Below are 22,341 nucleotides of genomic sequence, written 5' to 3'. Positions count from 1 at the left end.
GGGTGCCTGCTGGCCCGAAGGGTGCTGAGGCAGTTTTTGAAAATTTGAATGAAATTGGCCTGCAGCGCTTGATGGTAAAGCGCTAGTAGCTATTAAATCAATAGTGCGTTGTTGCAGAGCCAGCGGGCTGCCGCGCTCAGGGATAATCGTGCGCCATGAGCGGAAACACCTTCGGAACTCTTTTTTGCGTCACCAACTTTGGTGAATCCCACGGCCCGGCCATTGGCTGCGTGATCGACGGTTGCCCACCCGGCATGCTGCTGTCTGAATCCGACATCCAGGTCGACCTCGACCGTCGGCGACCCGGCACCAGTCGCCATGTCACGCAGCGCAACGAACCCGATGCGGTGGAGATTCTCTCCGGCGTGTACGAGGGCCGCACCACTGGCACGCCCATTGGTCTGCTGATTCGCAACCAGGACCAGCGCAGCAAGGACTATGGCGACATTCTGCAGACCTTTCGTCCTGGCCATGCCGACTACGCCTACTGGCACAAATACGGCCTGCGCGACCCGCGCGGAGGTGGGCGTTCATCCGCGCGCATGACGGCGCCTACCGTGGCAGCCGGTGCGGTCGCCCGCAAATGGCTGGCCGAAAAATACGGCACCCAATTGCGCGCCTGCATGACGCAGCTGGGTGAACTGGAGATTCCGTTTGAGAGCTGGGACCATGTGCCGAACAACCCCTTCTTTGCTCCTGTGCAGGACGTGGCCCGTTTTGAGGACTACATGGACGCGCTGCGCAAGGCAGGTGACTCGTGTGGCGCCCGCATCCGCGTGCAGGCCACGGGCGTGCCCGTGGGCCTGGGTGAGCCTTTGTACGACAAGCTCGACGCCGATATCGCTTACGCCATGATGGGCCTCAACGCTGTGAAAGGTGTGGAGATTGGCGCTGGTTTTGCCAGCGTGGCGCAGCGAGGCACGACACACGGCGATTCGCTCACGCCGGAGGGTTTTCGCAACAACAACGCGGGGGGCGTGCTTGGCGGCATCAGTACGGGGCAGGACATTGAGGTGAGCATGGCCATCAAGCCCACCAGTTCCATCATCAGCCCCCGCGAAACCATCGACATCCATGGCCAGAGCGCCGAGGTATCTACCCGCGGCCGCCACGACCCTTGTGTGGGCATCCGTGCTGCCCCCATTGCCGAGGCGCTGCTGGCCTTGGTGCTGATGGACCACGCACTGCGCCACCGTGCGCAGTGCGGAGATGTGGTGCAGGCGGTGCCGCCGATCAAGGCGTCGCTGGCTTAGCCGCAGGATTCAGCGCTTGCGCAGGATCACCAGAATGCGCAGCGGGTTGAAGCCCGTGACGAGGGCGGTGGCCAGCAGCACCAGTGCACCGCCCCACCAGATGCCCGGGCCCAGCGATTCGCCCAGGAAGAGGTGTCCCCAGGTCACACCGAACAGCGGAATCATGAAGGCCGAACTCATGGCCGCAACGGGTGATATCTGGCTCAGCACACGCAGATTGAGCCAGTAGGCCAAGCCCGAGGTGACCACGCCCATCACCAGCACCGCAGCCAGCGCCGGGGCGGTAAAGCGGGCCTGTGGCCAGTCCCAGGCGGCACCCGGCAGCAGCATGACCAGGGCCGTGGCGTGGATGCCGGCCGCAATCGCCAACGGGCTGATGCGCTGGGTGCTGCGCTTCATCCACGGCGTACATATCCCGTAGCAGGCTGCTGCGCCCACGCAGGCCAGGGCGGCCCACACCAGCTCGGGTGTGGGGTTGACGGGCCCCAGCCGAACGATGAATGCCACACCCAGAAAACCGAACAGGCAGCCCAGCCATTTGCGCAGGCTGAGGGTGTCCTCCTTCATCCAGGCTGAAGCCAGTACGCCAAAGGGAACGACCATGGTGTTGAGCAGCGAGCTGTACCCCGCAGGCAGCCGCAGCGCCGCCCAGGCATAGAGCAGGAAGGGCAGGGCCACGGTCATGATGCCCAGGCCAGTCAGCTCGCGCCAGTGCCGCCAGGGCCAGGGTTCGCGCGTGGCGCGCATGATGCCCGCCAAGGTCAGCGTTGCCAGGCCAATGCGCAGCGCCGCCGTGACGTTGGGTCCCAGCACGGGACTGGCCACACGGATGAACAGAAAGGATGCGCCCCACAGGGCGGACAGCAGCACAAGCTGCAGCAAATGGCGGGTTTTCACAGGTACGGCATTGTGCCGCTGGGTGGAGCGCTGTGCAGAGCTGCAAGCGACACCAATAATGGCTAAAAATGCCTCTATCGCTTTACAGATAAGTGCAAATAGCTATATTATTAATAGCAATTTTGACAATAAAAGGCGCTCACTGCCGCACTTCATCGACGAGGGTCTTGAACTCGTCAATGTCCTCGAAGCTGCGGTAGACGCTGGCATAGCGGATATAGGCCACCTTGTCGAGTTTCTTGAGTTCGCGCATCACCAGCTCGCCAATGCGGCTCGACGGAATTTCGCGCTGCCCGAGGTTGAGCAGGTTTTCCTCAATCCGTTCGATCGAAGAGTCCACCTGCGCCGTGCTGACCGGACGCTTGCGCAAGGCAATATTGAACGACCCCATGAGCTTGGCCCGAGCGTAGTCGGTGCGTCGGCCGTCTTTTTTGACCACGACGGGAAAGCTGACTTCAGGCCGCTCGTAGGTGGTAAAGCGTTTCTCGCAGGTGGCGCAACGTCGTCTGCGGCGGATGAAATCCCCGTCTTCAGACACCCGGGTCTCGACGACCTGGGTTTCATGGTGACTGCAGAAGGGGCATTTCATGGGTGTTCTCGGTGGTAGCGCCCGCCGCCCGGCGGAGCCGGTACATCCTTGGATCAGGAATCGTATCGGCGCCGATGGCGGGCCTGCCGGGGGAGGGTTAGCGGTAGACCGGGAAGCGCGCGGTCAAGGCGTTGACCTTGGCGCGCACAGCGGCGATGTGGGCTTCATCGCGCGGGTTGTCGAGCACGTCGGCCAGCAGATTGGCCGTCAGGCGTGCTTCTTCGTCCTTGAAACCGCGCGTGGTCATGGCAGGCGTGCCCACGCGGATGCCGCTGGTCACCATCGGCTTTTCCGGGTCGTTCGGAATAGCGTTCTTGTTGATGGTCATGTGGGCGCTGCCCAGAACGGTCTCGGCTTCCTTGCCGGTGATGCCCTTGGCGCGCAGGTCCACCAGCATGACGTGGCTTTCAGTGCGGCCACTGACGATGCGCAGGCCGCGCTGGGTCAGGGTTTCAGCGACGATCTGGGCGTTTTTCAACACCTGCTGCTGGTATACCTTGAATTCGGGCTGCAGCGCTTCCTTGAAAGCCACGGCCTTGGCGGCAATCACGTGCATCAGCGGGCCACCCTGCAGGCCAGGGAAGATGGCGCTGTTGATGGCTTTCTCGTGCTCGGCCTTCATCAAGATGATGCCGCCGCGCGGGCCGCGCAGGCTTTTGTGCGTGGTCGAGGTGACGACGTCGGCGTGGGGTACGGGATTGGGGTAGATGCCAGCAGCGATCAGGCCAGCGTAGTGCGCCATGTCCACCATGAAGATCGCACCCACATCTTTGGCTACCTTGGCAAAGCGTGCGAAGTCGATGCGCAGGCTGTAGGCCGATGCGCCAGCGATGATGAGTTTGGGTTTGGTTTCGTGCGCCTTGCGCTCCATGGCGTCGTAGTCGAGCTCTTCTTTGGCGTCCAGGCCGTAAGAGACAACGTTGAACCACTTGCCGCTCATGTTCAGAGCCATGCCGTGCGTCAGGTGACCGCCTTCGGCCAGGCTCATACCCATGATGGTATCGCCAGGCTTCAAGAAAGCGAGGAACACGGCTTCGTTGGCCGAGGCGCCGCAGTGCGGCTGCACGTTGGCAGCGTCAGCGCCAAAAATCTGCTTGACGCGGTCGATGGCCAGCTGCTCAGCGACATCGACGTACTCGCAGCCACCGTAGTAGCGGCGGCCTGGGTAGCCTTCAGCGTATTTGTTGGTCAGCTGCGTGCCCTGGGCCCACATGACGGCAGGGGAGGCGTAGTTTTCGCTGGCGATGAGTTCGATGTGTTCTTCCTGGCGCTTGTTTTCGGCCTGGATGGCAGCAAAGAGTTCGGGGTCGGTCTGTTCGACAAGAAGGTTGCGGTGGTACATGGCAGTCCTATGAACTTGAGGTCCCTTGAGAGCAAGGGCTGCCCAGGCGAACGGCGGAACGCTGCGCACCCAGGTGCCTGCAGCGGCACGCTCCCCGGTGGTTCACAGTGGGCCAGGCCCCTGCAGGTTTCCACATCAGCGGCCGTCTCCTGTGGGAGAGAGCGCCTATCGCCAGTCGCGTACTCGGCTATTTTAACTGAGCCTGGGTCCTGGCGGAGTCAGACGGATGAAAGTGCCCGCAAACCGAGCGCCCACTGCTCAGAGATCCGAGGGCAAGAGCATGGCAACCTTGTCGCTGGGATTGCTCTGCGAAGGTGCTGCCACGGCTGGAACCGCCATAACGGGAGCCTGCGTGCTCAAAGTCGGCGGCGCAACAGGCATCCGGCGGCCACCTGCAACCTGGCTCAGTCGGAAGTGTTCTGCGAGTACTTTGGCGGCATAGCCTCCGTCGTCCGCCAGATTGGCGGCACCAACGTAGTAACGCAGCCCACCTTCAATGGAGCCGGCGCGAGCAATGCACTCCTGAAACACCTTAACGCCGACCCGCAGGTTAGTGATCGGATCGAAAGCCGCCAGGGTTCCGCCCACGCTTTCATACTTGTCGGTATGCACGCGCGTCATCACCTGCATCAACCCCTGGGCACCTACCGGGCTTTGAGCAAAGGGGTTAAAGCGCGACTCGATGGCCACGATCGCCAGAATCAGCGTCGGGTCGAGTTTGGTGCGGGCTCCCAGTTCATAGGCTTCGGCCACCAGCAAGCCCAGTGGCTCCGCTGCCACGCGGTATTTTTTGCTCAGCCAGAAGGCCACACGGGCCTGCTCGCGTGGCAGTTCCTGGGGGTTTATGGCCAGGGTGCGGTCGCTGGGCTCCAGCGGCTCCTCGGTCGGGCCGAGCAGCATTTCTTGCCGGTTTTGCAGCCAGTCCATCAACTGGGTTTCGCCTGCCAGGCGCAAATCGGCCCGGGCCGCTAGTGCGATCACTGCGAAGGCCAGGGCCAGACCCAGGAAGGCAAAACCGTTGTGGGTCATCTTCAGAAAACCGGTGGTCACATGGGCCGCAAAAGTGCGGGTGTTGTTGACCCATTGTTCTATCGCTGTCATAGCTTTCCTTTCTGCGGCGGGGTCTGGTAGCGAACGACCTTGGGGTCATCTGCCATGAAAAGAACCACGCCTGGATTGGTACGCCATCAAATTCGTGCCTGGCGTGTAGCACCTCGGTAGACCGATTTGACTTAGCCGGATTCGGCAGCGGATTGGGGTTTTCACTAGCTTTCGAGAAGCTGGCGGATTCTAAAAGCCGATTTAATGCCAAGTCAACACTATTAAATTGATTTTTAAGACATTTATATTGTTATGAATATGTTAAAAATCACAGATTCTCGACGCTTTTACGAGGGGGAATGGTTGTTGGTTTTGCCCTGGCTGGAGAGATCTGCCCAATTTCAATCGGTATCCACTGACCGATTGATCTGCTGATTTGTGTTCCACGGTATTCTTTGATAAGGTGGCTTGGCCTCTTGATTGCAGGCATCGCTGGAAGAAGCAAAGCCACCTGTCGGGGCATGCAGTGCCCCTACAGGCCAAGCGCGGCGCTTTCAAGGCAACCCCTTGGAGGCAATACATTGCCTCCCCGCAGTCCGGACGATTTTCTCCGTGCTGCGAACCGATGGCAAAGACCGTTGTGTCAGCCGTCAAGCCCGGAAGCGTGGCCCACCGCCGCCTTTCCGGGCTTTCTTGTTTCAGGCTGTTGCGCGGCCTGTGGTGAACTCTGATCCAATAGCTGCCTTTGAGTTTGCTGAAGTCCAGCGCCTGTGGTGATGAATCTGTCTTTTCCCCAGTCTTTTTTGCAAAATTCCCCTTGGATGCGGCGATGTGCGTGGTCGGTCTGCAGCCTTGTGTTGTTATGGGTGCTGGCATGGTTGGCGCTGCCGCCGATCTTGCGCAGCCAGGGCGAGGCGCTGGCCTCCAAGGCTCTGGGGCGGCAGGTCTCGATTGGTCGGGTGCAGTTCCTGCCCTGGTCTCTGGAGGTCAGCCTGCACGACGTGTCCATTGCGGATGCCCAAGGGCAGGGGTTCCTGTTGCAGGTGCAGCGTATCTATATAGATATGGAGCTGCAGTCGCTGCTGCGGTTGGCGCCGGTCGTTGATGCCGTGGAGATAGATGCTCCCATCGTGCATGTCACACAACTGGCGCCAGGACGCACCGATCTCGATGACATCATCGAAAAATTGTCCCAACCCGGGGATGGCAAGGCTGCGTCAACCGGCTTCGCCCTCTACAACATTGCGGTGCATGGGGGGGCCGTGGATTTTGTCGATCGCACGGTAAACCGTACGCATGAGGTGCGCGAACTGGAGTTTTCGCTGCCCTTCATCAGCAACCTGCAGGCCCAGCGCCAAGTCAAAGTCGCGCCCCGGGTGGCGTTCCTACTCAATGGAAGTGTGTTCGACACCTTGGCCGAAGCGGCGCCCTTTACGGACAGTCTCCGAACCGATGCCACTATTCATCTCGCGGATTTTGATCTGGCGCCTTACCGGGACTATCTTCCGGCCGCCTTCCCTGTGCGACTGAACTCTGCGGTGGTGGATGCGGATGTGCGTTTCTCGTTCGAACAAACGCCATCCGCGGTCGTGCAATTGAGTGGCGTTGTGCGTGCAAAGAACGTCAGCTTTCTGGACAAGGAGCATCGAGAGCTTGTGTCCTTGGATGGCCTGAAGCTGCAGTTGGCAGAGTTGCAGCCTTTTGCCCGCAAGCTGCGGATCGATGCGATCGATTTGGATGCGCCCCGTGTGGCAGTGCGACGGGACGGGATGGGTCATTTCAATCTGGACTTTTCAAGCCAGCCTGCGCAACCAGCGCACACGGCCTCTGCGAAAACGCCAGTGTCTGCTGCAAAGGCCAAGGAAGCAGACTGGGACGTGCATGTGGGCCGTTTTTCTCTGCGCCATGGACAGGCCTCTTGGCAGGATGAGAGTATCCCTGCTGGAGCACAGATGGGTCTGCGCGATCTTGTGCTCCAGGCGTCCGATGTGTCCGTGCCCATGAAAAGGGCCATGCATTTTGCCGGTAGCTTTGCGGTGCAGGGCGAGGGTTCAGCTAAAAATCCAGCCGTGTTGGCGTTTGCCGGTGATGGAAATCCCCAGCTCGGCCAGGTTGCCGTGTCTGTACAAGCGTTGCCGCTGGAGTTGGCTGCGCCGTATTTGGCGCAATGGATTTCGCCCCGCCTGGGGGGTGCACTGCAGGCTGACCTCGGGCTGGCCTGGAATGGTGCTGCGTTGGTCGCACAAGTGGCGCGCCTGGGGCTTGATGACCTGAGGTTGTCCTGTTCGCAGGCCTCGGTCGCCGCTTGCACTGATGTGCAGCCATCCAGTTTGGCCATGCGTGGGGGGCAGTCGCTGGCTGAAATCAAGCGTTTGCAGGTCGAAAACACGCGGATCAACCTATCGCTGCGCAGTGTGGATGTGGGACGTGTCGTCGTGACGCAGCCACGCGCTTTAGTAGATCGGAGTGCAGAGGGCCGCTGGATGTTTGAGCGCTGGCAAGTAGCTCAGCCCGCACGACCGCAATCTGCTGTTGTGGAAGAGCCTGCGCCGCGAGCACCCTGGTCGGTCAAACTGTCCCAACTGGAGGTTGATGGAGGCGGTATCGCATTCAAAGACGCTGTGCTTGCGGAGCCGGCTGCGTTCACTGTGTCCTCGCTGCGTCTGCGCCTGCAAGACTTTGCTCCCTTGGCTGTGTCGGCTAAGCCTTCTGCGGTGACCTTGTCGGCACGTCTGGGGGCAGGGCGCGCAGATCCTGGTCGCCTGGAATACGAGGGAACAGCGGCGCTGGCTCCCTTGCGGGTGCAGGGGCGGGTGCTGGCCACACAGCTGCCACTGCATGCCTTTAAATCCTATGTGGCCGATGCCGTGAATGTAGACCTGCGCCGTATCGACGGTAGCTTCAAGGGGCAGGTTCGTTATGCGGAAAGCCCGAAGGGCACAGCGTTGGGCGTGCAGGGAGATGCCGCACTGGACGATGTGCGCGTGCGCATGGCGGTGCAGGCCCCAGTCGATGGTGCTGAAGAACTTCGCGGCTTGCGCAGTGGCGAAGATTTGCTGAACTGGAAATCTTTGGGTTTGCGTGGTCTGGCCGTGGACCTGGCGCCCGGCAAACCTTTGTCCGTGGATGTGCGGGAGACGGCGCTCAGTGATTTTTTTGCGCGCGTCATCGTGCAGGCCAATGGGCGGCTCAATCTGCAGGAGCTGGTCAAGGCAAAGCCACCTGCCACTCCCACAGTGGCCGAGCCCGCTGTCCCCGCCGCATCAGCCGTATCGGTGGCTGCTGGAGGTGTGGAGGCAGAGTCTGCGCCCATCATCCGTTTCGGGCCGATCTCGCTCACGGGAGGCACGGTTGATTTCACCGACCATTTCATCAAACCCAACTACTCGGCCCAGCTCACGGAGTTAAACGGCCACCTGGACGCTTTTTCGTCGGTAGCCCCGGCTGGGGGTGATGCCCCTGAGATGGCCGGACTGGAGCTGCGTGGCAGGGCCGAGGGGACGGCTTCGCTGGATATCAGCGGCAAGCTCAATCCGCTGACCCGGCCTCTGGCGCTGGACATTCGGGGCCGCATGCGCGATCTGGAGCTGCCGCCGCTGTCACCTTACACCATCAAATACGCCGGCCATGGCATCGAGCGGGGCAAGCTCAGCATGGATGTGACCTACCAGGTGCAGCCGGACGGGCGCTTGCTTGCTTCGAACAAGCTGGTGCTTCAGCAATTGACCTTTGGTGAGCCGGTCGAAGGAGCGCCAGCCAGTCTGCCGGTGCGGCTGGCAGTGGCCCTGTTGGCAGACCGCAATGGCGTGATTGATGTGGAATTGCCTATCAGCGGGTCGCTCAATGACCCTGAGTTTCGCTTGGGGCCGGTAATTTTCAAGATCATCGGGAATCTGGTTCTCAAGGCCATTTCGGCGCCTTTTTCGCTGCTCACGAGCGCGCTGGATGGTGGTGCAGAACAGGGGGTGGTGGCGTTTGTGCCGGGTAGCAGCGTGCTGGATGCTCCAGCGCGCACGCAATTGGACAAAGTCGCTCAGGTATTGATCGATCGGCCTGCACTCAAGATGACTGTCGCAGGGATGGCGAACCTGGACGCAGAACGCGAGGGATGGAAACGCGAACAGCTCCAGCAGGCCGTGCTGGCACAAAAACGCCGCGCAGCCGTGCGTGCCGGCCAGGCGGCTGATGCTGTCGCAGCTGTGGGCTCGGACGAGTACCCTGCATTGCTCAAGGAGGTGTATCGCCGGTCGGACATGGCCAAGCCGCGCAACCTGATCGGGATGGCCAAGGAGCTGCCGCCGTCCGAGATGGAAGCATTGCTTTTGGCCAGTATTCCAGTGTCCGAGGACGCCATCCGTGCGCTGGCTTTGGCCCGTGGGGTGGCCGTGCGCGACTACCTTGCATCGCGCCAATTGCCGCAAGATCGATTGTTCCTGGGCGCTGCGCATGTGGAGTCGTCCCAGACGTCGTGGCAGCCCCGTGCGGAGCTCACTCTGGCGGTCCGTTGACCTGGGTTAGTGGTATAGACCAAATCCCGGTGAAAATAGCGGTTTCGACAGCCATGCACCGTAGTGTCTTTGCGGTGCGTTTTTATTACGCTTTCTGGCCCTGGCGCGGAAGGCTGTATTTGTAGATTCCATGTTTCCAATTTTTTCCCGCAACAAAATGTCCGACGCACCTGAAACCACCCCGGCCCCTGCCAAAGCCCCCGATGCGCATCCGCTGGATGCGCTGACCGGCGGTGCCTTCTCGGCGGCAACGTCGGGCGAGCGTGCCGCGCGCATCCGCGAATGGCTGTTGACCCAGCCCGCGCACGAACAATTGCAGGAGGTTTTCAAAGAGCTCAGTAGCCGCGACAAGGGCGCCGCCCGGGCCGTGCGTGAACGTCTGGACGAAATTCGCCGAGCCAAGAGCCAGGAGTCCATTGCCGCCGAATGGGCTGAGAAAGCGCAGGCCCTGATGGCAGCGTCCAAGCTCAATATCGCTGACGCACTGGCTTGGCAGCGCGATGCCGCCAAGGCGGGCGCACCTCTTTCACGGGAGCCTCTATCGCTGCTCAAAGTGCAGTTGGCAGACCGCGTTAAGGTGATCGAGGATTTGCAGCACCGTGTGCAGGTGCAGCGCGAAGCGGCGGTGCTGCTGGCCCAGCGCATCGAGGTGCTGTCGACCAAATCGTGGCGTGACGCCCAAGCCGCACAGGACGTGCTGCGGGTCGATGTCCAGCATTGGCAAGAGCAGGCACAGGCGCTCTCGGATGATGCCAGCTGGCCCAGCGTAGAGACACGTTTCCCGCCCCTGCTCGACGCATCGCGTGCGCAGTTATTGGTCGTCTGGGATGCTTTCCAGTCTGCCGTGGCCCTCGCCATCGCTGCTGCAGAGAATGCGCAGGCAGCATTGCCGCCGGTGCCTGTATGGGCCGACGAGTTGCGTGTAGCGCGTGGTGTGCCCACCGAAGCGGCTGCTGCTGCTGAGCGCCCTGTACGTCAGCCCAAGCCTAAAGCCGACCCTGAAGTGGTGGCCAAGGCCGCCCAGATGGTAGGCGAAGCATTGCAAAAGCTAGAGCAGGAAACCGCTGAAGGTCATGGCAAAGCCAGTGCCGGTGCGGCGGCGGCGTTGCGCGCTGTGCTCAAGACGCATGGTCGGCATATTGACGCGGCACTGGAGCAGCGCGTGCACACGGCGTTGGTCGCGGCGGGCGAACTCGAAGGCTGGCAGCGCTGGAGTGCCGACCAGGTGCGTGAGGATTTGCTGGCCAAGGCAGAGGCATTGCTCAAACGCCCCGAGGGCCAGGCACTGGGTGGCCGCAAGATGCAGGAAACGTTGCGCCAGCTGCGTGACCTGTGGAAGCAGGCCGACCAGGGTGGAGCGCCCAATCATGGGCTTTGGAAAAAATTTGATGAAGCCTGCAATGCAGCCCACAAGGTGGTGGAGGCCTGGCTGGACAAGATTCGCACCGAATCCGCCGAGCACAAGGCCCAGCGCCTCGCATTGATCGAAGAGGTCAAGGCGTGGGCGCAAGAACATGCCCAGTCAAAGGACTGGAAAGCCATCAACCGCGCCTTGCACCAGTTTGGTGATCGTTGGCGTGAAAGTGGCCACGTTGGCGAGAAGTTATTTGCTGAACTCCAGCCTTTGTGGAAACAAGCCATTGCGTCAGCAGCCCAGCCTTTTGAAAAGGCACAAGCCGAGAGCCTGGCGCGCCGCCAGGCAATGATCGAAGAAGCCGTTGTGCTGGGCACTGATCCGGTGTTGCGCATTGATGCCATCAAAGCTTTGCAGCAGCGCTGGCAGGCCGAAGCCCATGTCGTGCCCCTCGATCGTCGTCAGGAGCAAAAGCTCTGGGATGCTTTCCGCAAGCCGATTGACGAAGCGTTCAACCGCAAGACCGCGGAGCGTGAGCGTGGTGCATCGGCTACCAGCGCCCACGACCGCGCGGTGCTGGAGGCATCCAAGGCACTGCAGGCCGCGAATGCGGGTGGTGACGCCCAGCAAATCCGCGAAGCCATGGCCGCCCTGGAAGCCGCATTGCGTGGTCAGGCGCAGGCAACGGCAGAGGCTGCAGCAGAAGGCCGTGCTCAGGCTGCATTTGTACAAGAGGGAGCTGTGCCGGCCGAGGCTGCGCAAAGCACTCAGGCAGAGCCTTCTGCGGCTGAGGACGAGACTGCAGCACCAGCAGCTGCACCTGCGCCCAAGGTGGTTGCCCGTCCCGTAGTTGCAGTGCGCGGCGATGACCGCCCCGGTATGAAGAGGGACGCGCCTGCTGCGCCGGGACGTCCAGGGCGACCTGGTGAGCGCCGCGATGCGCGCCCGGGCCGCGATGCTCCGCGTGACGGCGGCCGATTTGCGGACCGCCGTCCGGCACCGGAAGACCGTGGGCCACGCTTGGGCGATGCCGCCTTCAGGGCTCAGCGCGAGGCGCTGGAACATGCGCAACAGGCACTCAAGAAGCTGGCGGCCCAGGCCCATGGCGAAGCCCTCACCCAATTGTTGTCCGCTTGGGAGAAGCGCGATGCGACCTTGGTGCCTTCAGCGCAAGATTTGGGTGGCCGTGTCGCACCTGCCACGCGCAATGCCTGGATACAAGCGCTGGCAAGTGCTCCCGCAGGGGAAGCGGCCCAGGCCATGCTGCGTCTTGAGATGGCTGCCGAGGTGCCTACGCCGGCCGAACATCTTTCGGATCGTCGCATGCTGCAATTGCAGTTGCTCACGCGCCGCAATGATCCCGCACCGACCGAAACCTGGGGGCAAGACGCCGCTCGCGTGTTGGCCAGCGCCAGTGATGCAGCCACGGCGCGCCGCTTGCAGAATGCTTTGAAGGCTTTGCTGCGCAAGTGATGAGAAGGCGATCCTGGCGCGCGCGAGTGCGCCGGGATTGGCTGCCACGGAGCTGGCGAAGTAGCACAGTCATTGGACTGACCATGAAAAAAGCCGTTGCGTTTGCAACGGCTTTTTTTTGTTTTGGTGCCCAGGAGAGGACTCGAACCTCCACGATGTTACTCGCTAGTACCTGAAACTAGTGCGTCTACCAATTCCGCCACCTGGGCTTTCAGGAAAGATTTGAATTGTATAGCAAGAAATCCCACCTGATGGGCGGTTAAGATACTTTTGCCAACAAAAAAGCCGCTGGGTACAGCGGCTTTTCGTTAAGTTAAACTTGGTGCCCAGGAGAGGACTCGAACCTCCACGATGTTACTCGCTAGTACCTGAAACTAGTGCGTCTACCAATTCCGCCACCTGGGCATTTCAGGAAAGTCTACGATTGTATAACAAAAAAATGAACCCTCGAGCCCCGCTTTCCCCATCTGCAGATGAAATCGAAGGCAGTGTTCAAGGGCACCGCGATGGGCATGGGTACGTCCTGCGCGACGATGGCCAGCCCGACATCTTCTTGCCACCCAACGAGATGCGTGCTGTGCTGCACAAGGATCGGGTTCGGGCGCGCATCGTGCGCCAGGACCGTCGGGGACGGCCCGAGGGGCGCGTGGTTGAAATCCTCGAGCGACCGGCACAACCCATCATTGGCCGCCTTTTGCAGGAGAGTGGCGTCTGGATCGTCGCACCCGAGGACAAGCGCTATGGGCAGGACATCCTGATCCCGGGTGACGCCCTAGGATCGGCCAAGCCGGGCCAGGTCGTGGTGGTCGAGCTGACCGAGCCGCCTGCGCTGTTTGGCCAGCCCGTGGGCCGCATTACCGAGGTGCTGGGCGAGGTGGATGACCCGGGCATGGAGATCGAGATCGCTGTGCGCAAGTACGGCGTTCCCCATGAGTTTTCTGAAGATTGCCTGGCCGAGGCGGGGGCGCTGCCGGACCATGTCCGTGCGCAGGACAAGAGGCAGCGCATCGATCTGACCGATGTGCCACTCGTCACCATCGACGGCGAGGATGCGCGCGATTTTGATGATGCTGTGTACTGCGAACCAGCCAAGGTGGGTCGCGGCAAAGGCTGGCGCCTGCTGGTGGCCATTGCGGACGTGAGCCACTACGTGCAGACCGGCAGCGCTATTGATGTGGACGCCTACGATCGCGCCACCAGCGTGTATTTTCCGCGCCGCGTGATCCCCATGCTGCCTGAGAAGCTCAGCAACGGCCTGTGTTCGCTCAACCCCGATGTGGAGCGCCTGTGCATGGTCTGCGATATGCTCATCAACGCCAAGGGCGAGGTGCATGCCTACCAGTTCTATCCGGCGGTGATGTTCAGCCACGCCCGCTTCACCTACACCGAGGTGGCGGCGATTCTGGCCAACACGCGCGGCCCCGAGGCTGCCAAACGCCAGGAGCGCGTGGGCGACCTGCTCAACCTGCACGACGCCTACCGCGGACTCTTGCTGGCGCGGCGCGAGCGCGGTGCGGTCGATTTCGAGACCACCGAGACGCAGATCGTCTGTGACGAGAATGGCCGTATTGAAAAAATCGTACCGCGCACGCGCAATGACGCGCACAAGCTGATCGAGGAAGCCATGCTGGCGGCCAATGTCTGCAGCGCCGACTTCATCGCGCAGGGCAAGCAACATGGCCTGTACCGCGTGCACGAAGGCCCTACGCCCGAGAAGCAGGACATTCTGCGCAACTACCTCAAGGCCATGGCCGTGGGCATGACGATCAGCGACAACCCGAAGCCGTCCGAGTTTCAGGCCATCGCCGAGGCCACCAAAGACCGGCCCGATGCGCAGCAGATCCATACCATGCTGTTGCGCTCCATGCAGCAGGCGATCTACACGCCCATCAATAACGGCCACTTTGGTCTGGCGTTTGACGCCTACACGCACTTCACCAGCCCCATCCGGCGCTACCCTGACCTGCTGGTGCACCGCGTCATCAAGGCCATTCTGGGCAACACCAAGTACCGGCTGCCCATGTTGCCCACACCGGGCGAAGCACATGAAAAACTAAGCAAGCGGCTTGCGAATCGCGTCGCCCCGCCAGGCACAGCCCCGCGCAAGAAGGAAACCGGGGCAGCGCTGGCCGAGACGCAGTCCTGGGAGGCGGCGGGCCTGCATTGCAGTGCGAATGAGCGCCGTGCCGACGAGGCCAGCCGTGACGTCGAAGCTTGGCTCAAATGCAAGTACATGCGCGAGCACCTGGGCGAGGAATATGGCGGTGTGGTGTCTTCGGCCACCAGCTTTGGCATCTTCGTCACGCTGGACGCCATGTATGTCGAAGGACTGGTGCACATCACCGAACTGGGCGGCGAATACTTCAAGTTCGACGAAGCCCGCCAGGAACTGCGCGGCGAGCGCAGCGGCCTGCGTTACGCCATCGGCACGCGGGTGCGCGTGCAGGTCAGCCGGGTGGACCTGGACGGGCGGCGTATTGATTTTCTCCTGGTCAATGAAGGTGAGCCCTCGGCTGCCCGGTCTTCCCGTGCCAAGGGCGGCGCTCGCCCGGCAGCGTCAGAGTTGCCTGCAGCTTCAGACAAGCGGCGCGCCCCGCCAGAACCTGAAGCGACCTCGCGGGAAGCCAACAGCGAACCCAGGCGATCGGGTAAATCGGTGCAGAAGGCGGCCTTGCTGAGCAAGGCCCGAACAGATGCACCCAGCAAGGCCGCAGGCAAGCCGGGCAAGGGACAAGAGCGTTCGTCGTCCAAGCGGTCCTGAGCTTTCGCCGGAACGGGAGGTGGGTGGTTGTTTTTACCACCGACCTTCCTTCTTAGGTTGCTATAAAAATTATAGCTTTCAGCGCTTTATTAGTAAGCGTTTGAGCTGTTTTTAATCAAATATAAAGTGTGTGCGGGCCAGTGCGCTGGCCACCAAGGGCTGCTGTGGTAGCCAATGATCTGCCGCCTGGCCGTGGAGGAATACCGCTTCGGTGGCAGCGCGCATTGCATCGGCGCCCGTTGCCAGGCGCGCGCCGATCAGGCCGGCGAGCACATCACCCGTGCCTGCACACGCCAGGCGTGCATTGCCGGTGGGGTTGATGACCGGGGTCTGGCCAGGGGCTGCGATGACGCTGCCCGATCCTTTGAGCACTACCACGCACTGGAATCGTTCTGCCACTGATTGGGCTGCCGACAAGCGGTGCGCCTGCACTGCACTGGTGGTGGTTGTCAGCAGGCGCGCGGCTTCCAGCGGGTGCGGGGTCAGTACGGTGACCCAGCCCTGGTTTGCACGGGCTGCGAGCGCCGTCTGGAGATCAGGCTCTGCGGCAATGGTGTTGAGGGCATCGGCATCGAGCACCAGACGGGGTGCCTGTGCCAGCACAGGTGGTAAGACGGCGCGCACAGCCTCACCACCTCCGCAGCCGCAGACCACGGTGAGTTGCGGCAGATGCAGCGCATCGAATCGGCGGAACATCAGTTCGGGTTGTTGCTCATCGAGTTCCAGTGCCTCAGCTCCCAGCAGAGCCACCAGCACACGGCCCGCACCGCCATGCAGCGCTGCGCTGGCGGCGAGCAGGGCCGCGCCTGTCATGCCCATGCCGCGCGCTTGCAGTCCTTCGCCGCCCACCACGGCGACATCGCCATAACTGCCTTTGTGGCTGGCATGCAGGCGCTGTGTTTGCAAGGGCGCGCCCGCCAGCCAGGCGCTGGGCGGCTCGTTGGTGGGGTTGCAGCCCAGGGTGTCGAGCCATACCGTGCCAGCGGCGTCGCGCCCGCTACCGGTAAAAAGGCCGGGTTTGAGGGTGAGCAGGCTCAGGGTGTGCCGATGGGCGGGCTGTGCTGCGCTGGGCCGGGGGGACGCCACCGGAGCAAATCCGGCAGCGTACTGGCCCGTGTCGCTCTGCAGGCCGGTAGGCAGGTCGATGGACAGCAGCGGGGCGGGGCTATTGCGCAGTTGCTCCAGCAAAGCCAGGAGAGGGCCTTGCGGGCCTGGGCGGGTGTCGCCTGGGGCGAGGCCGATGCCCAGCAGGGCGTCGATGCAAAGATCCTGCGTGCCCAGCCGGGGAGCATCGTGGATGAACTGCACGCCGGCGTCCCGGGCGCGCTGCCAGGAACGCAGGGCGTCGGTTGGGGCGCTTTCGGGGGCGCCCAGCCAGGTTGCCACCACGGGCAGATCCTGCTGGCGCAGGTGCATGGCCGCTTCCAGCCCGTCGCCGCCGTTGTTGCCGGGGCCGCAGGCGATCCAGATGGTGCGGGCGTGGGGCGCCAGGGCGCGCGCCAGCTGTGCCACGCGCAAGCCGGCGCGCTGCATCAGCGTGTGCGGGGGCAGCAGGGCTGCCGCCGCATGCTCCAAGCGGCGCGTGGCAGCGGTGTCGTGCAGCGGGTGGGGCTGGTCGGGGCAGATGCGGTGCATGGCGACGGACGGCAGTGGCCCCTGTGGGGGGCGGTGCTGCATTGTGCGTCAGAAGCGCTGCGCGCCCAGCCCTTCCAGGTCGATGTCTGGTGTCTTGCCCGCCATCTGGTCTGCCAGTGCGCGCGCACTGCCACAGGCCAGTGCCCAGCCGCTGGCACCATGGCCCAGGTTGAGCCACAGGCCGGGCACGGCGCTCTGGCCCACCATGGGTGGGCCATCGGGCAGCATCGGCCGTGCGCCGCGCCACACCTGCAAGCCGCTGGAGTGCGAGAGGCCACCGGGGAAGCACTCGCCCAGCACACGGTACAGCGCACCCAGTGTTTGGGGGTGGGCTTGTGCTGTACTGGTGCCCAGCTCGGCGCCACCCGAGACCCGTACCCGCTGACCCAAGCGAACCATGGTGGTTCGGGTTTGCACGTCCACGACGGCAGCCAGCGGTGCATGCAGTTCTTCGCGCAGGGGCGCGCTGACCGAGCTGCCGTACAACGCCACCAGGGGCAGGCGCTGGCCAAGCGGTTGTAGCAAGGCAGCACTTTGGGCGCCCGCGCACAGCACCACGGCATCGAACGGGCGGGGCGCTGATTCGCCCTCCAGCTGGACGCCTGCGGGGGCGCTGGAAAGGCGTGCCACGCAGGCGTTGAACTCGAATTGGGCGCCGCGCTGTTGTGCGGCCTGGCGCAGCAGCAGCGCAAACTGACGGCAGTTGCCGGCCAGCCCATCGGGCAGGTGCAGTGCTCCTGCCAGGGGGAGCGAGGGGGAGAGGCCGGGTTCGATGGCGCGTGCGGCGTCGGCATCGAGTTCGCGGACGACCGTGCCCGTATCGCGCAGCACTTTCAGCACGGGAGCCAGTCCCTCAGCATCTTGTGGCGTGCGCAGCAGCAGCAAGGCGCCTGCGCTGCTTTCAAACACCAGGCCGAGCGATTCGACCAGGTGTTGCAGCCGTGCACGGCTGTAACGCGCGAGCCTCTCCAGCGCGACCAACGGGGGCAAAGGCGCACCGCTGCGGGCGCTGGCACGCGCGGCGCTGCGCCAGCGCCGCAGCCAGGACAGCTCGGCCAGGCTGATCGAACGACCCAGGTGCAGCGCCGCATGGCGGCCCAGCACACCGGGGGGGCAGGCGGTGCCTGGGGCCGACCACGGATCAAGCACCCCGGGGGCCAGCAGGCCGCCAGTGGCAAAGCTGGCTTCTTCGGCGGTGGCGCTGCGCTGTTCGAACACGGTGACGGCGTGGCCGTCCAGCGCCAATTCATAGGCAGTGGTCACGCCGACCACGCCGGCGCCCACAATGGCAATCTTCATGAAATAAAGGTTATTTTTGGCCTCTAACGCAATACAGTAAAGCGCTATAAGCTATTGTTTTTGTAGCGTTTCTTCAATGCGTAAACCCACATTGAGCACCGCATCATCGTGCAGTGCAGCATGCCACACCATGAGACCGACCGGCAGTTCCCCTGCCATATGGCAGGGCAAGGACAGCGCGCAACCATCGAGCATGTTGACAATGCTGGTGTTGCGCAGCAGCAGGCCATTGGCGCGGAAGAAGGCTGCGTCGCGGGCCGCGTCCTGTGCGGCATCCTGGCCATCGGCCGGGGCCACGCTGGCGATGGTGGGTGCGAGGATGGGTACGGTGGGTGAGAGCAGGGCGTCGAAACCGGCGATGGCGGCCTCCACGCGGGCAATCCAGCGCCGTCGCGCCTGCTGCAGATCAATGTACTCAAACGCTGTCATGCTGCTACCGCGCTCGATGCGGGTGCGCACGCGCGGGTCATAGAGTGCCGCGTGTTGCGCCAGCAGAGGACGGTGCCAGGCGTAGCTCTCTGCAGCTGAAAAGCCGCCCGTGGCCTGGATGTGGGCCAGGTCGGCCACCTCGGGCAGCGCCACTGGTTCGATGCGGGCGCCAGCACGGCGCAAGGTTTCCAGGCTGCGCTCAAAGGCCTGGGCCACAGCGGGGTCCAGTTCCTCTAGAAAGGTGTCGGTGGGCACGGCCAGGCGCCAGGCGGGCAGCGCTGCCGGGCTGCGCGTGACGCGCCGCGCGGCCAGAATTTCGTGCGCCACGATGGCATCGCGCACGCTGCGTGTCAGGGCGCAGGCGGTGTCGAGCGTGGTGGACAGCGGCACGGCACCCGTGGTGGGCACAAGTCGGGCTGTATTCTTGAAACCCACAATGCCGTTGAGTGCGGCCGGAATACGGATGGAGCCCCCCGTGTCCGAACCCAGGCCGATGAAAGCCGCGCCCGTGGCCACCGATACCGCCGCCCCTGACGAGGAGCCCCCCGGCACGCGCGCCGGGCCGGGCAGGGCGCCGGTGCGTGCATCAAAGGCGGCGGGTGTGCCGTAGTGTGGATTGGTGCCTACGCCCGAAAAAGCGAATTCGACCATGTGCGTGCGACCCACGATCGAGGCTCCCGCTGCGCGCAGCCGCGCCACGGCCGGGCAGTCTTCCAAAGCGGCGCCAGCGTCGGCCAACACCAATGAACCCGCCGGGGTGGGTTGGTCGCGCAGGTCGAACAAATCTTTGACGGATACGGCCAGGCCCGCCAAAGGGCGCTGCTCAACGCCCGGCTGCGCGGCGTGGGCGCGGGCTTCGTCAAACATGGGACGCGAAAAAACATGCGCGCACGCAGGCGATTGGGCTGCGGTGATGCAGTGCTCCAGGGCGTCGCGGGCATTGCCGCTGCCGACTTGCAGCAGGCGGCGGGTGGTGTCGAGGTCGTTAAGCATGGGTGTGCTAAAATCTTTAGGCTTTGCTGACCAGTGGGTTCGCTGGTGCGTTATGTGCCGCGGCAACGGGGCTGGCAAGGTAAATAGCAAACCAGTCCAAACAAGGTGTTGCAGCCCGCAGGGCAGCAATGGTCGGGCTGGATTTTAGACTCAACCTTTGGAGAATTTTCATGTCCGTCACCATGCGCGAAATGCTGGAAGCCGGTGTCCACTTTGGTCACCAAACCCGCTTCTGGAACCCCAAGATGGCCCCCTACATCTTCGGTCATCGCAACAAGATTCACATCATCAACCTGGAAAAGTCGCTGCCGATGCTCCAGGCGGCCAGCAAGTTTGCGCAGCAACTGTCGGCCAACCGCGGCACCATTTTGATTGTTGGCACCAAGCGCCAGGCCCGCGACACCGTCGCCGCCGAAGCTGCCCGCGCTGGCGTGCCCTTCGTGAACCAGCGCTGGCTGGGCGGCATGCTGACCAACTTCAAGACCGTGAAGACCTCGATCAAGCGCCTCAAGGACATGAAGGCCCAGCAGGAAGCCGGTCTGGAGTCGCTCAGCAAGAAAGAACAGCTCATGTTCACCCGCGAGATCGAGAAGCTGGAAAAGGACATCGGCGGCATCCAGGACATGGCTGCGCTGCCCGACGCCATTTTTGTGGTGGACGTGGGCTTCCACAAGATCGCCATTGCCGAAGCCAAGAAGCTGGGTATTCCGCTGATCGGTGTGGTCGATACCAACCACTCGCCCGAAGGTATTGACTACATCATCCCTGGCAACGACGACTCGGCCAAGGCGGTGGATCTGTATGTGCGCGCGATGGCCGACGCCATCATTGAAGGCCGCAACAACGCCGTGACCGAAGTGGTCAAGGCTGTTGCCGGTGAGGGTGCCGACGAATTCGTCGAAGTGCAAGAAACTGCCGCTTAAAGCCCCGGCCCGCGCGCTGCGTCGCGGAAGAAAAGCGGGGCTTGATGGGCCCCCTTTTTTTATCTAGAAACGATTGAACTGAATACGGAGAAATAAGAAATGGCTGCAATTACCGCAAGCATGGTCGCTGAACTGCGTGGCAAGACCGACGCCCCCATGATGGAATGCAAGAAAGCCCTGACCGAAGCCGATGGCGACATGGCCAAGGCCGAGGAGCTGCTGCGCGTCAAACTCGGCACCAAGGCTGGCAAGGCCGCTTCGCGCATCACCGCCGAAGGCGTTGTTGCTTGCTACATCGCTGGCAACACCGGCGGTTTGATCGAAGTGAACAGCGAAACCGACTTCGTGAGCAAGAACGATAGCTTCCTGGCCATGACACAGGCTGCAGCGGAGTTGGTGGGCAAGCACAATCCCGCCGATCTCGCGGCCCTGGGTGCACTGCCTTACGAACAGGACAGCTTTGGCCCCACGCTGGAAGATGTGCGCAAGGGCCTGATCGGCAAGATCGGCGAAAACATGTCGTTCCGTCGTTTCAAGTACTTTGGCAGCAGCAGCAAGCTCGCCTCCTACCTGCACGGCACACGCATCGGCGTGGTGGTCGAGTACGAAGGTGACGAAATCGCTGCCAAGGACGTGGCCATGCACATCGCCGCCATGAAGCCCGTGGCCCTGACCAGTGCCGACGTTCCCGCCGAACTGATCGAGAAAGAGCGTTCTGTCGCTGCCGCCAAGGCTGCGGAAGATGCCGCCAAGGCCACGGCCGAAGGCAAGCCTGTGCAGTCCGACGAAATCGTTGCCAAGCGCATCGAAGGCGGCGTGCAGAAGTACCTCAAGGAAGTCTCGCTGTTCAACCAGGCTTTCGTGAAGAACGACAAGCAGACCGTCGAGCAGATGCTCAAGGCCACTGGTACCACCGTGAAGGGCTTCACCCTGTACGTAGTCGGTGAAGGCATCGAGAAGAAGGTGGACGATTTTGCTGCTGAAGTGGCCGCCCAAGTGGCCGCTGCCAAGGCCGCTGCCTGATCCACTGATAGCCCTGATTTGCCGCCCCATCCCCCAGACCTACGGAGAACTTCCATGACCATCGCCACGCCAGCCTACAAGCGCATTTTGCTCAAGCTGTCGGGTGAGGCGCTCATGGGGGATGACGCCTTCGGTATCAACCGCTCCACCATCGTCCGCATGGTGCAGGAGGTCGCTGAGGTGACCCGCATGGGGGTGGAGGTGGCCGTGGTGATCGGTGGTGGCAACATCTTCCGTGGCGTCGCTGGCGGCGCTGAAGGGATGGATCGCGCGACGGCGGACTATATGGGCATGCTCGCCACCGTGATGAATGCTCTGGCCCTGGCTGACGCGATGGACAAGCAGGGCCTGACGGCCCGGGTGATGTCCGCCATCTCGATCGAGCAGGTGGTGGAGCCTTATGTGCGGCCCAAAGCACTGCAGTACCTCGAAGAAGGCAAGGTGGTGGTTTTTGCGGCTGGCACAGGCAATCCTTTTTTCACCACCGACACCGCTGCCGCTTTGCGGGGTGCCGAAATCGGTGCCGAACTGGTGCTCAAGGCCACCAAGGTCGATGGCGTATACACTGCCGACCCGCACAAGGACCCTTCTGCCACGCGCTACACCACGCTCAGCTTTGACGAGGCCATGGTGCGCAACCTGGGCATCATGGATGCCACAGCGTTTGCCCTGTGCCGTGACCAAAAGCTGCCCGTGAAGGTGTTTTCCATCTTCAAGCCGGGGGCGCTCAAGCGCGTGGTCATGGGCGAGGACGAAGGAACCCTGGTTTACGCTTGACGGCAACGGGCCGCCCTTGCTGCCTGGTGCCCAGAGGAAAAAAC

14 protein-coding genes, 2 tRNA genes and 1 riboswitch are annotated in these 22,341 nt (G+C 62.6%); of the genes, 7 read left to right on the top strand and 9 right to left on the bottom strand.

Translation table 11 applies throughout. From position 1 onward, the window contains the following. Nucleotides 1-155: 155 nt before the first annotated feature. A complete protein-coding gene (gene aroC / locus C8D04_RS06655; protein ID WP_116004147.1) occupies nucleotides 156-1,253 on the top strand; it encodes a chorismate synthase in 1,098 nt (365 codons plus the stop codon). A 9-nt stretch (nucleotides 1,254-1,262) separates the two neighbouring features. Here aroC and C8D04_RS06650 read toward each other — a convergent pair whose 3' ends face one another. From C8D04_RS06650 to C8D04_RS06635, 4 genes are all read right to left on the bottom strand, one after another. Beyond that, nucleotides 1,263-2,150, bottom strand: a complete 888-nt coding sequence (locus C8D04_RS06650) for a DMT family transporter (protein ID WP_116004146.1) — start codon at nucleotides 2,148-2,150, stop codon at nucleotides 1,263-1,265. A gap of 139 nt (nucleotides 2,151-2,289) precedes the next feature. Continuing rightward, nucleotides 2,290-2,739, bottom strand: a complete 450-nt coding sequence (nrdR, locus tag C8D04_RS06645) for a transcriptional regulator NrdR (protein ID WP_116004145.1) — start codon at nucleotides 2,737-2,739, stop codon at nucleotides 2,290-2,292. A gap of 97 nt (nucleotides 2,740-2,836) precedes the next feature. After that, nucleotides 2,837-4,081, bottom strand: a complete 1,245-nt coding sequence (gene glyA, locus C8D04_RS06640; protein ID WP_116004144.1) for a serine hydroxymethyltransferase — start codon at nucleotides 4,079-4,081, stop codon at nucleotides 2,837-2,839. A 33-nt stretch (nucleotides 4,082-4,114) separates the two neighbouring features. Next, a riboswitch (ZMP/ZTP riboswitch) is annotated at nucleotides 4,115-4,270 on the bottom strand. 69 nt (nucleotides 4,271-4,339) lie between these two features. After that, on the bottom strand, nucleotides 4,340-5,182 hold the full coding sequence (locus tag C8D04_RS06635) for a lytic transglycosylase domain-containing protein (protein WP_116004143.1): 843 nt from the start codon (nucleotides 5,180-5,182) through the stop codon (nucleotides 4,340-4,342). A 716-nt stretch (nucleotides 5,183-5,898) separates the two neighbouring features. On the opposite strand from C8D04_RS06635, the gene C8D04_RS06630 reads away from it, so the two are divergent. Further along, the gene (locus tag C8D04_RS06630) at nucleotides 5,899-9,630 is read left to right on the top strand and encodes a DUF748 domain-containing protein (RefSeq protein WP_116004142.1); all 3,732 of its coding nucleotides are present in this window, start codon (nucleotides 5,899-5,901) and stop codon (nucleotides 9,628-9,630) included. A 130-nt stretch (nucleotides 9,631-9,760) separates the two neighbouring features. After that, nucleotides 9,761-12,457: a DUF349 domain-containing protein gene (locus C8D04_RS06625; RefSeq protein WP_116004141.1), complete on the top strand. Its 2,697-nt coding sequence runs from the start codon at nucleotides 9,761-9,763 to the stop codon at nucleotides 12,455-12,457. A 124-nt stretch (nucleotides 12,458-12,581) separates the two neighbouring features. On the opposite strand, the gene C8D04_RS06620 is transcribed toward C8D04_RS06625, so the two are convergent. Further along, nucleotides 12,582-12,666: transfer RNA gene (locus C8D04_RS06620), tRNA-Leu, on the bottom strand. A gap of 111 nt (nucleotides 12,667-12,777) precedes the next feature. Beyond that, nucleotides 12,778-12,862: transfer RNA gene (locus tag C8D04_RS06615), tRNA-Leu, on the bottom strand. 34 nt (nucleotides 12,863-12,896) lie between these two features. On the opposite strand from C8D04_RS06615, the gene rnr reads away from it, so the two are divergent. Beyond that, entirely contained in the window at nucleotides 12,897-15,218 is a 2,322-nt protein-coding gene (gene rnr, locus C8D04_RS06610; RefSeq protein ID WP_116004140.1) for a ribonuclease R, read from the top strand. 111 nt (nucleotides 15,219-15,329) lie between these two features. Here rnr and C8D04_RS06605 read toward each other — a convergent pair whose 3' ends face one another. The 3 genes from C8D04_RS06605 to C8D04_RS06595 are packed head-to-tail and all read right to left on the bottom strand — an operon-like array spanning nucleotide 15,330 to nucleotide 19,574. Beyond that, nucleotides 15,330-16,853, bottom strand: a complete 1,524-nt coding sequence (locus tag C8D04_RS06605) for an NAD(P)H-hydrate dehydratase (protein WP_116004139.1) — start codon at nucleotides 16,851-16,853, stop codon at nucleotides 15,330-15,332. Between the two features lie 48 nt (nucleotides 16,854-16,901). Further along, a complete protein-coding gene (locus C8D04_RS06600) occupies nucleotides 16,902-18,152 on the bottom strand; it encodes an FAD-dependent oxidoreductase (RefSeq protein WP_116004138.1) in 1,251 nt (416 codons plus the stop codon). 51 nt (nucleotides 18,153-18,203) lie between these two features. Next, the gene (locus C8D04_RS06595) at nucleotides 18,204-19,574 is read right to left on the bottom strand and encodes an amidase (RefSeq protein WP_116004137.1); all 1,371 of its coding nucleotides are present in this window, start codon (nucleotides 19,572-19,574) and stop codon (nucleotides 18,204-18,206) included. A 170-nt stretch (nucleotides 19,575-19,744) separates the two neighbouring features. Here C8D04_RS06595 and rpsB point away from each other — a divergent pair, with 170 nt between their 5' ends. The 3 genes from rpsB to pyrH all read left to right on the top strand — a co-directional run bounded on the left by rpsB (nucleotide 19,745) and on the right by pyrH (nucleotide 22,297). Then, nucleotides 19,745-20,497 carry a 30S ribosomal protein S2 gene (gene rpsB, locus C8D04_RS06590; protein ID WP_116004136.1) on the top strand — a complete coding sequence of 251 codons (753 nt, stop codon included), beginning with the start codon at nucleotides 19,745-19,747 and terminating at the stop codon, nucleotides 20,495-20,497. 99 nt (nucleotides 20,498-20,596) lie between these two features. Further along, complete coding sequence (gene tsf, locus C8D04_RS06585; protein ID WP_116004135.1) at nucleotides 20,597-21,520, top strand: translation elongation factor Ts; 924 nt, start codon at nucleotides 20,597-20,599, stop codon at nucleotides 21,518-21,520. Nucleotides 21,521-21,574: 54 nt separating this feature from the next. Further along, the gene (gene pyrH / locus C8D04_RS06580; RefSeq protein ID WP_116004134.1) at nucleotides 21,575-22,297 is read left to right on the top strand and encodes a UMP kinase; all 723 of its coding nucleotides are present in this window, start codon (nucleotides 21,575-21,577) and stop codon (nucleotides 22,295-22,297) included. The last annotated feature ends 44 nt before the right edge of the window (nucleotides 22,298-22,341 follow it).

Source organism: Simplicispira sp. 125 (assembly GCF_003096555.1).
GTDB lineage: Bacteria > Pseudomonadota > Gammaproteobacteria > Burkholderiales > Burkholderiaceae_C > Simplicispira.
The sequence above is the reverse complement of the archived record's forward strand: the minus strand, read 5'-3'. Positions and strand labels throughout refer to the sequence as shown.